The 10,255-nt window shown below is 61.1% G+C and carries 9 protein-coding genes and 1 pseudogene; 6 read left to right on the forward strand and 4 right to left on the reverse strand.

Annotated elements, in window-relative coordinates; genetic code table 11:
* The 4 genes and pseudogenes from BLX41_RS36530 to BLX41_RS28500 all read right to left on the reverse strand — a co-directional run.
* Positions 1-497 (reverse strand): annotated as a pseudogene (locus tag BLX41_RS36530) (class I tRNA ligase family protein); the annotation flags it as partial.
* A 164-nt stretch (positions 498-661) separates the two neighbouring features.
* A complete protein-coding gene (locus tag BLX41_RS28490; RefSeq protein ID WP_123727576.1) occupies positions 662-1,111 on the reverse strand; it encodes a DNA polymerase III subunit chi in 450 nt (149 codons plus the stop codon).
* 7 nt (positions 1,112-1,118) lie between these two features.
* Positions 1,119-1,547 carry a DNA polymerase III subunit chi gene (locus BLX41_RS28495; protein ID WP_123727577.1) on the reverse strand — a complete coding sequence of 143 codons (429 nt, stop codon included), beginning with the start codon at positions 1,545-1,547 and terminating at the stop codon, positions 1,119-1,121.
* Positions 1,548-1,607: 60 nt separating this feature from the next.
* Positions 1,608-3,098: a leucyl aminopeptidase gene (locus tag BLX41_RS28500; RefSeq protein ID WP_123727578.1), complete on the reverse strand. Its 1,491-nt coding sequence runs from the start codon at positions 3,096-3,098 to the stop codon at positions 1,608-1,610.
* Between the two features lie 306 nt (positions 3,099-3,404).
* On the opposite strand from BLX41_RS28500, the gene lptF reads away from it, so the two are divergent.
* The 6 genes from lptF (at position 3,405) to era (ending at position 10,206) form a co-directional block, all read left to right on the forward strand.
* A complete protein-coding gene (gene lptF, locus BLX41_RS28505) occupies positions 3,405-4,523 on the forward strand; it encodes an LPS export ABC transporter permease LptF (protein ID WP_123727579.1) in 1,119 nt (372 codons plus the stop codon).
* Positions 4,516-5,577: an LPS export ABC transporter permease LptG gene (gene lptG / locus BLX41_RS28510; RefSeq protein ID WP_123727580.1), complete on the forward strand. Its 1,062-nt coding sequence runs from the start codon at positions 4,516-4,518 to the stop codon at positions 5,575-5,577. The genes lptF and lptG overlap by 8 nt, the downstream gene beginning before the upstream one ends.
* A 168-nt stretch (positions 5,578-5,745) precedes the next feature.
* Positions 5,746-7,545 (forward strand): translation elongation factor 4, encoded by a 1,800-nt coding sequence (lepA, locus tag BLX41_RS28515; RefSeq protein WP_123727581.1) that lies wholly within the window; start codon positions 5,746-5,748, stop codon positions 7,543-7,545.
* 5 nt (positions 7,546-7,550) lie between these two features.
* Positions 7,551-8,405: a signal peptidase I gene (lepB, locus tag BLX41_RS28520; RefSeq protein WP_123727582.1), complete on the forward strand. Its 855-nt coding sequence runs from the start codon at positions 7,551-7,553 to the stop codon at positions 8,403-8,405.
* A 216-nt stretch (positions 8,406-8,621) separates the two neighbouring features.
* Complete coding sequence (rnc, locus tag BLX41_RS28525) at positions 8,622-9,311, forward strand: ribonuclease III (protein ID WP_102861278.1); 690 nt, start codon at positions 8,622-8,624, stop codon at positions 9,309-9,311.
* Complete coding sequence (gene era, locus BLX41_RS28530; RefSeq protein WP_019094760.1) at positions 9,304-10,206, forward strand: GTPase Era; 903 nt, start codon at positions 9,304-9,306, stop codon at positions 10,204-10,206. The genes rnc and era overlap by 8 nt, the downstream gene beginning before the upstream one ends.
* Positions 10,207-10,255: the final 49 nt, after the last annotated feature.

Raw genomic sequence — 10,255 nt, forward strand, 5'->3', positions numbered from 1 at the left:
CCGCGGTAGATCAGGCCGTCTTCGTGCAGGCGGACGAAGGCTTCCTTCACCGCTTCCGACAGACCGTCGTCCATGGTGAAGCGCTCGCGGCTCCAGTCTACGGAGGAGCCCAGGCGACGGATCTGGCGGCTGATGTTGCCCCCGGACTGATCCTTCCACTCCCAGACTTTTTCGAGGAATTTTTCCCGGCCCAGATCATGGCGATTCTGGCCCTGGGCTTCGATCTGACGCTCCACCAGCATCTGCGTGGCGATACCGGCGTGGTCGGTACCCGGCTGCCACAGGGTGTTGCGACCCTGCATGCGGCGGAAGCGGATCAGGGCGTCCATGATCGCGTTGTTGAAGCCATGGCCCATGTGCAGGCTGCCGGTGACGTTCGGCGGCGGGATCATGATGGTGTAGGAGTCGCCCGCGCCTTGCGGGGCGAAGTAGTTCTCGGACTCCCAGGTCTGGTACCAGGAAGTTTCAATGGCGTGCGGCTGGTAGGTCTTATCCATGCGCGGCGGGACCCTATTGGCATTTATTCAGGAAAAGCCGGGAAGTATAGCGGAGGGGGGCAGTTGCAAGCCACTGGACAGCAGTCCAAGTGGCACGCTTTAAGTCGCAAGGGGCGCCTGGCCGTATTTTTCCGGCAGCTTGGGGGCGTAGCTTGTTGCTGCGGCTACGGCTTGCCGCTGGTGGCTGCTGCGAGCAGGCGTTCCAGGCGGGCGTCGAGGCGGCGCTTGATTTCGGTTTCGATGTGCGGGGCGAAATCGTCGATCACGTCTTGCATGATCAGCTGTGCGGCGGCGCGCAGTTCGGTGTCCAGGTGCAGCAGAGCGTCGGCGCTGTTGCTGGCAGGGGCGGGGTGGGCTGCAGGAGCAGGAGCTGCCACTTGAGCTGGGGCCGGGGTCGATGCAGCTTGCGGTTTGGCTTGCGCTGCAGGTGCGGCTTCGGTTTCGGCAGGTTGCTGGCTGCTCACCATGTCGAACAGCAGGGGGATTTGCACTTCGCCGCTCACGGTTTCGGTAAGCAGCGGCGGTTGCAGATTGTCATCGCCGAGCAGTTGGCGGATCGACTCGAGGTCGTCCAGCAGGTGCGTGGGCTTTTGCTGCGGGTTGGGAGTGTCCATCGGGTGCTCAGAGTCGCTGTAAACGGTGATCTTGCAGAGGATAGCCCTGTTCGCGATAGAAACGGAAACTCTCGCGGGCCGCCTGACGAATAGTCGGATCTTCCACCACCACTTCGGCAATTCGGGCAAAGCGCGGTGCGAAGGTCGGTACTTTCAGGTCCAGGTTCACCAGCAGGTCGTTGTGTTCGCCGGGGTCCTGGCCCAGGCCGAGGACGATCAGGCCGTCGGCTTCGTTTTCCGCCGGGCCGTGGGGAACGAAGGCTTCGCCCTTGAAGCGCCACAGGCGGGCATCGAGCTCGTCCCGTTGCTCTGCATCGCTGCAATGCAGGTAGATGCGATGGCCCATGCGCCAGGCCTTGTCGGTGAGCTTGCAGGCAAAATCCAGGCGCGCCGCAGGGTCCGCGCTGGGAAGAATATAGAAGTCGACTTTGGTCATTGGGGTTCCTGAGCCGGAGAGGGCGGCGCCTTCACGCGCCGCCCTCCGCGGTCATGTTTTTCAGGCTTTGGCGCGGTCCAGCAGGTACTGGGTCAGCAGGGGCACAGGACGGCCAGTGGCGCCTTTGTCCTTGCCGCCGCTGGTCCAGGCGGTGCCGGCGATATCCAGGTGCGCCCAGTTCAGGTTCTTGGTGAAGCGCGAGAGGAAGCACGCGGCAGTGATGGTCCCGGCCTTCGGCCCGCCAATGTTGGCGATGTCGGCGAACGGGCTGTCCAGTTGCTCCTGGTACTCGTCGAACAGCGGCAGTTGCCAGGCGCGGTCGTCGGCTTGCTGGCCGGCGCTGAGCAGTTGGCCGATCAACTCGTCGTTGTTGCCCAGCAGGCCGGACGTATGGGCGCCAAGGGCCACCACGCAGGCACCGGTCAGGGTGGCGATGTCGATCACGGCCTGAGGTTTGAAGCGTTCGGCATAGGTCAGGGCGTCGCACAGCACCAGTCGGCCTTCGGCGTCGGTGTTGAGGATTTCCACGGTCTGGCCGCTCAGGGTGGTGACGATATCGCCAGGCCGTGCAGCGCCGCCGCTGGGCATGTTCTCGGCGCAGGCCAGGATGCAGACCAGGTTGATCGGCAGTTGCAGTTCCAGCACGGCACGCAGGGTGCCGAACACGCTGGCGGCGCCGCCCATGTCGTATTTCATTTCGTCCATGCCGGCGCCCGGCTTGAGGCTGATGCCGCCGGTGTCGAAAGTGATGCCCTTGCCCACCAGGGCAAACGGCTTCTCGGACTTCTTGCCGCCGTTGTACTGCATGACGATCAGGCGTGGTGGCTGGTCGCTGCCCTGGCCTACGGCATAGAACGAGCCCATGCCCAGTTCCTTGATCTTCTTCTCGTCGAGGACTTCGACTTTCAGACCCTTGAACTCCTTGCCCAGGGCCTTGGCCTGCTCACCCAGGAACGTCGGGTGGCAAACGTTCGGCGGCTGGTTGCCCAGATCGCGGGTAAAAGCCATGCCTTTGGCGATGGCTTGGGCGTGGGTCACGCCGCGCTCGACTTCGGCCTGGGCGGCCTTGATGGTCAGCAGGGTGATTTTCTTCAGTGCACGGGGTTCGGCTTTCTGACTCTTGTAGCGGTCGAATACGTAGCCACCGTCCACCAGGGTTTCTGCCAGCAGGCGGGTCTTGCCGTAGCTGTCGCGGCCCTTGACCACGACTTCGTCCAGAGCCAGCACGGCATCGCTGCCGCCCAGGCCCTTGAGGGTGGCGAGTACGCCACTGATGATCTTGCGGAACGGGCGGTCGCCCAGTTCCTCATCCTTGCCGATACCCACCAGCAGCAGGCGCTCCGCCTTGAGCTTGGCCACGCCGTGCAGCAGCAGGCTCTGACCGACCTTGCCGGCCAGGTCGCCGCGCTTGAGCACGGCGCTGATGGCGCCGCCGCTGAGTTCGTCGAGTTGCTTGGCCACGTTGCCGAGTTTGCGGCCTTCGCCGACGGCGACCACCAGGGTGGCGGTCTTCAACGTTTCCGGGCTAGCGCTTTTTACAACCAGTTCCATGTCTGGGTCCCTGAATGAATGGTCAAAGAGCGCAGGAAAGACTCCGGCGCGGGGCTTATCTATATAGAAGAAGGCGTCGCGTGCTGCCGACGACAAAGCCGCCAGTTTGAACCTCGCCGCTTGCGGCTGACAACCCTCGTCTTGGCCAAGTTCTCCGCTTTAGAGCGCCGGGTGAGCATCCTCCGTGACAGGCGCGCGCAATCACAGGATAATGCGCCATCTTTTTTCGGCGGCCCTGCATTTGGGGCCGGCTCGATACGTTTGCTTGTTCGGCCGCCTTAGCCTGACAACCCTGGAGTGTCTGGTTTGATCGTCTTTCGTTATCTATCCCGCGAAATCCTGCTGACCCTGAGTGCCGTGAGTGCGGTGCTCCTGGTCATCATCATGAGCGGGCGCTTCGTCAAGTTCCTCGCACAAGCCGCCTCGGGCGCCCTGGACCCGGGCTCGCTGTTCCTGATCATGGGCTTTCGTCTGCCGGGCTTCTTGCAACTGATCCTGCCATTGGGGCTGTTCCTGGGCATTCTCCTGGCTTACGGCCGGCTCTATCTCGAAAGCGAGATGACCGTGTTGTCGGCTACCGGCATGAGCCAGCAGCGTCTGCTGGGCATTACCATGATCCCGGCGGCCCTGGTGGCCCTGCTGGTGGCCTGGTTGAGCCTGAGCCTGGCGCCGCAGGGGGCTAACCAGTTCCAGTTGCTGCTGAACAAGCAGGACGCCCTGACCGAGTTCGACACCCTGGTGGCCGGCCGCTTCCAGGCGCTCAATGATGGCACTCGGGTGACCTACACCGAGCAGCTGTCCGAGGACCGCACCAATCTTTCCGGGGTGTTCATCTCCGAAAAGCGTCTGAGCCGGGAGAAAAAGGACCAGGGCATTTCGGTGCTGGTGGCCGAGAAGGGGCACCAGGACATTCGTCCCGACGGTAATCGCTACCTGATCCTGGAAAACGGCTATCGCTATGATGGCAATCCAGGCGAAGCCAACTACCGGGTGATCAAGTACGACACTTATGGCGTGTTGCTGGAGCGGCCGGATGTCAGCGACGAAGTCACTGATCGCGATGCCATGCCCACTGCTGACCTGATTGGCAAGGATGACCTGCGGGCCCGTGCCGAGCTGCAATGGCGCCTGTCCCTGCCATTGCTGGTGTTTATCGTGACCTTGATGGCGGTGCCGTTGTCCCGGGTCAACCCGCGCCAGGGCCGCTTCCTCAAGCTGATCCCGGCCATCCTGCTGTATATGGCGTACCTGACTATCCTGATCGCGGTACGTGGCGCCATGGAAAAAGGCAAGATCTCGCCGGCCCTGGGGCTGTGGTGGGTTCACCTGCTGTTCCTGGCGATTGGCCTGGGCTTGATGTACTGGGAACCGTTGCGTTTGAAAATGGCGAGTCGTCGCAGCATGAAGGAGATGGCTCGTGGTTAAGCTCGATCGCTACATCGGTAGCAGTGTGTTCATGGCTATTCTCGCGGTCCTGGGGATCATCCTCGGGCTGGCGTCGCTGTTTGCCTTCATCGATGAGATGGGGGCTGTCAGCGAAACTTATACCGTGGTGGATGTAATGAGCTACGTGGCCCTCACTGCGCCGCGTCGAGTTTATGAAATGTTGCCGATGGCCGGGCTCATCGGCTGTCTGATCGGTCTTGGCTCTCTGGCCAGCAACAGCGAATTGACCATCATGCGTGCTGCCGGCGTCTCTGTCGGTCGTATCGTCTGGGCGGTGATGAAACCCATGCTGGTGCTGATGCTGGTGGGCGTGCTGGTGGGCGAATACGTAGCGCCGGCCACCGAGACCCAGGCTCAGGCCAGTCGGGCCCTGGCCCTGGGATCCGGTGATGCCCAGAGCTCCAAGCACGGCCTGTGGCACCGTCAGGGCGAGGAGTTCATCCATATCAACGCAGTGCAGCCCAATGGTCTGCTGTATGGCGTGACTCGCTACCACTTCGATGACAATCACCACATGTTGTCGTCGAGTTTTGCCCGTCAGGCACGTTTCCACGAGAACTACTGGCAACTGACGGATGTCACCACCACCTATTTCCGTGAAGGTCACACCGAGGTCATCAGCGTGCCCGACGAGCGTTGGGACGTGGCTCTGAGCCCGCAACTGCTGAGCACCGTGGTCATGGCGCCGGAATCCCTGTCCATCACGGGTCTGTGGGGCTATATCCATTATCTGGCCGATCAGGGCCTGAACAATGGTCGCTACTGGCTGGCGTTCTGGGTCAAGGTGCTGCAGCCGCTGGTGACGGCGGCCCTGGTGCTGATGGCGATTTCCTTCATTTTCGGACCGCTGCGTTCGGTGACCCTGGGTCAGCGAGTATTCACGGGCGTCTTGGTGGGTTTCACCTTCCGCATCGCCCAGGACCTGCTGGGGCCTTCGAGCCTGGTGTTCGGCTTCTCGCCGCTGTTCGCAGTGCTGGTGCCGGCGGGTATCTGTGCCATCGCAGGCTTCTGGCTATTGCGTCGGGCCGGCTGATTCAGCGGCTCTGTCAGGTTTTTAGCGCAACGCCCCGGTCCCTGGATCGGGGCGTTTTTGCATTTGACAAACGCTGACAGGCGAGCGTGACGCTCGTGCCGAGTATCAGGTACAATTCCCGGCTATTTTTCGGCGGGCCCTGCCTGCAGCCTTTTTGAGTGTTCATCCGTGAGTGATTTGAGTCATATCCGCAATTTCTCCATCATCGCCCACATTGACCATGGCAAGTCGACTCTGGCCGATCGCTTCATCCAGATGTGCGGCGGCCTGGCCGAGCGCGAAATGGAAGCCCAGGTTCTGGACTCCATGGACCTTGAGCGTGAGCGCGGGATCACCATCAAGGCCCACAGCGTCACCCTCTATTACAAAGCCAAAGATGGCATTACCTACCAGCTGAACTTCATCGATACCCCGGGCCACGTGGACTTCACCTATGAAGTCAGTCGCTCCCTGGCGGCCTGTGAAGGTGCACTGCTGGTGGTGGACGCCGGCCAGGGCGTTGAAGCCCAGTCGGTTGCCAACTGCTACACCGCCATCGAGCAGGGCCTGGAAGTGATGCCGGTGCTGAACAAGATCGACCTGCCCCAGGCCGATCCTGAGCGGGTCAAGGAAGAGATCGAGAAGATCATCGGCATCGATGCCACCGACGCCGTGACCTGTAGCGCCAAGACCGGCCTGGGTGTGGACGAGGTGCTCGAGCGCCTGGTGACCACCATTCCGGCACCTACCGGCAATATCGAAGACCCGCTGCAAGCGCTGATCATCGACTCCTGGTTCGACAACTACCTGGGCGTTGTGTCCCTGGTGCGTGTGCGTCACGGCCGGGTGAAGAAGGGCGACAAGATCCTGGTGAAATCCACCGGCAAGATCCACCTGGTGGACAGCGTCGGCGTCTTCAACCCGAAACACACCGCCACCACCGACCTCAAGGCCGGTGAAGTGGGCTTCATCATTGCCGGCATCAAGGACATTCACGGTGCGCCGGTGGGTGACACCCTGACCCTGAGCTCGACTCCGGACGTGGAAGTGCTGCCTGGCTTCAAGCGCATCCAGCCGCAGGTCTATGCCGGCCTGTTCCCGGTCAGCTCCGACGACTTCGAGGATTTCCGCGAAGCGTTGCAGAAGCTCACCCTCAACGACTCGTCGCTGCAGTACACCCCGGAAAGCTCCGACGCCCTGGGCTTCGGCTTCCGTTGCGGCTTCCTCGGCATGCTGCACATGGAGATCATCCAGGAGCGCCTGGAGCGCGAATACGACCTGGACCTGATTACCACCGCGCCGACGGTGATCTTCGAGCTGCTGCTGAAGAACGGTGAAACGATTTATGTCGACAACCCGTCCAAACTTCCGGATCTGTCGGCGATTGAAGACATGCGCGAGCCGATCGTGCGGGCCAACATTCTTGTGCCGCAAGAGCACCTGGGCAACGTCATAACCCTGTGCATCGAGAAGCGTGGCGTGCAGCACGACATGCTGTTCCTCGGTAGCCAGGTCCAGGTGACCTACGATCTGCCGATGAACGAAGTGGTACTGGACTTCTTTGACCGCCTGAAATCCACCAGCCGCGGCTATGCTTCGCTGGATTACCATTTCGACCGTTATCAATCGGCTAATCTGGTGAAGCTGGATGTGCTGATCAACGGTGAGAAAGTCGACGCCCTGGCGTTGATCGTCCACCGTGACAACGCCCACTACAAAGGGCGTGCGTTGACCGAGAAGATGAAGGAACTGATTCCTCGGCAGATGTTTGACGTGGCAATCCAGGCCGCCATTGGCGGGCAGATTGTGGCGCGGACAACCGTCAAGGCTCTCAGAAAGAACGTACTGGCCAAATGCTACGGCGGCGACGTCAGCCGTAAGCGCAAGCTGTTGGAAAAGCAGAAGGCCGGTAAGAAACGCATGAAGCAAGTGGGCAACGTGGAAATTCCACAAGAAGCCTTCCTTGCTGTGCTCAGGTTGGATAGTTAGGTCCTATGTCACTAAATTTCCCGCTGTTGCTGGTCATCGCTGTCTTTGTCTGCGGTCTCTTGGCGTTGCTCGACCTGGTGTTTCTGGCACCGCGTCGGCGCTCGGCCATCGCCAACTATCAGGGCAGCGTCAGCCAGCCGGATGGGCTGGTGGTCGAGAAGCTGAGCAAGGAACCGCTGCTGGTTGAATACGGCAAGTCGTTCTTTCCGGTGCTGTTCATTGTCCTGGTGCTGCGTTCGTTCCTGGTGGAACCGTTCCAGATTCCATCGGGCTCGATGAAGCCGACCCTGGATGTGGGCGACTTCATTCTGGTGAACAAGTTTTCTTACGGGATCCGCCTGCCGGTGATCGACAAGAAAGTCATCGAAGTCGGTGATCCGCAGCGCGGCGATGTGATGGTGTTCCGCTATCCAAGCGACCCGAACGTCAACTACATCAAGCGTGTGGTCGGCCTGCCGGGGGATGAAGTGCGCTACACCAGCGACAAGCACCTGTTCGTCAACGGTCAGCCGGTGGCAGAGCAGTTGGTCGGGGCTGAACCCGGGACCCTGGGCAGCGCCGAGCTGTACAAGGAAAAACTGGGCGCCGCCGAGCACTTGATCCGCAAGGAAATGAGTCGCTACCGGGCCACTCCGGACGGTCGTTGGGTGGTTCCCGCCGGACACTACTTCATGATGGGCGACAACCGCGACAACTCCAACGACAGTCGCTACTGGGACGATCCAAGTATTCCCAAGGACCTGCTGGGCATGGTTCCCGACAAGAATATCGTCGGCAAGGCCTTCGCAGTCTGGATGAGCTGGCCCGAACCGAAACTCAGCCACCTGCCGAACTTCTCGCGGGTTGGCCTGATCAAGTAATCACACACGGCGCTGTTGAACACAGCGCCGAATGCTTTTCTGGCTCTTGTATAAAACGCCCTTGCCCTCGGGCATCGCGTAACAGCCTTAAGGCCAGAAGCACGCAGTCAACGATATTCAGGATGTGGATTTGAACACAGCGTTAATTGCCACCCGCACCTCGTGCGCGGCCCCTAGGATGGCGAGTTTCGGCAACGAAATCAGCGTGGGTAAACCGTGAGCGTTTCTTTGAGCCGTCTCGAGCGTCAGCTCGGTTATACCTTCAAGGATCAGGAACTGATGCTCCTGGCCCTCACCCATCGCAGCTTTGCCGGGCGTAACAACGAACGCCTGGAATTCCTCGGTGATGCCATCCTCAACTTCGTGGCCGGCGAGGCGTTGTTCGAGCGCTTCCCCCAGGCCCGCGAAGGCCAGCTGTCGCGTTTGCGCGCCCGCCTGGTGAAAGGTGAAACACTGGCGGTACTGGCTCGTGGTTTCGACCTGGGCGAATACCTGCGCCTGGGCTCCGGCGAGTTGAAGAGCGGCGGTTTCCGTCGTGAATCGATCCTTGCCGATGCCCTGGAAGCCCTGATTGGTGCGATCTACCTGGACGCCGGCATGGAAACTGCCCGTGACCGTGTGCTGTCCTGGCTGGCCTCGGAGTTCGAGAGCCTGACCCTGGTGGACACCAACAAGGACCCCAAGACCCGGCTGCAGGAGTTCCTCCAGTCTCGCGCTTGTGAACTGCCGCGCTACGAAGTGGTGGATATCCAGGGCGAACCGCACTGCCGGACATTCTTCGTTGAATGTGAAGTCACCTTATTGAATGAAAAAAGCCGAGGTCAGGGTGTGAGCCGTCGTATTGCCGAACAGGTAGCGGCCGCCGCAGCACTGATTGCCCTGGGCGTGGAGAATGGCCATGACTGATTCAACCGCAACACGCTGTGGCTATGTCGCCATCGTCGGCCGCCCCAACGTGGGCAAGTCGACGCTGCTCAACCACATCCTCGGCCAGAAGCTGGCGATCACTTCGCGCAAGCCTCAGACCACACGCCACAACATGCTCGGGATCAAGACCGAAGGCGCCATCCAGGCGATCTATGTCGACACCCCCGGCATGCACAAGAGCAACGAAAAAGCCCTCAACCGCTACATGAACAAGACCGCTTCGGCGGCCTTGAAAGACGTGGACGTGGTGATCTTCGTGGTGGACCGCACCAAGTGGACCGACGAGGATCAGTTGGTGCTGGAGCGTGTGCAGTACGTGCAGGGCCCGGTAATCCTGGCGATCAACAAGACCGATCGCATCGAGGACAAGGCCGAGCTGATGCCGCACCTGACCTGGCTGCAGGAACAACTGCCGAACGCCGAGATCGTGCCGGTTTCCGCACAGCAGGGGCACAACCTCGAAGCCCTGGAAGGCCTGATCGCCAAGCACCTGCCGGAGAACGATCACTTCTTCCCGGAAGACCAGATCACCGACCGCAGCAGCCGCTTCCTCGCCGCCGAACTGGTGCGCGAGAAGATCATGCGCCAGCTCGGTGCCGAGCTGCCGTACCAGATCACCGTGGAGATCGAAGAGTTCAAGCAGCAGGGCAAGACCCTGCACATCCACGCCTTGATCCTCGTCGAGCGCGATGGCCAGAAGAAAATCATCATTGGCGACAAGGGTGAGCGGATCAAGCGCATCGGCATGGAAGCGCGCAAGGACATGGAGCTGCTGTTCGACTCCAAGGTCATGCTCAACCTCTGGGTCAAGGTCAAGGGCGGCTGGTCCGACGACGAGCGCGCCTTGCGCTCCCTGGGCTACGGCGACCTCTGATGCCCTTCGCCGGCAAGCCGGCTCCTACACCTTCCTGTAGGAGCCGGCT

It is taken from the genome of Pseudomonas protegens, assembly GCF_003732485.1.
In the GTDB taxonomy this organism is placed as follows: domain Bacteria; phylum Pseudomonadota; class Gammaproteobacteria; order Pseudomonadales; family Pseudomonadaceae; genus Aquipseudomonas; species Aquipseudomonas protegens_B.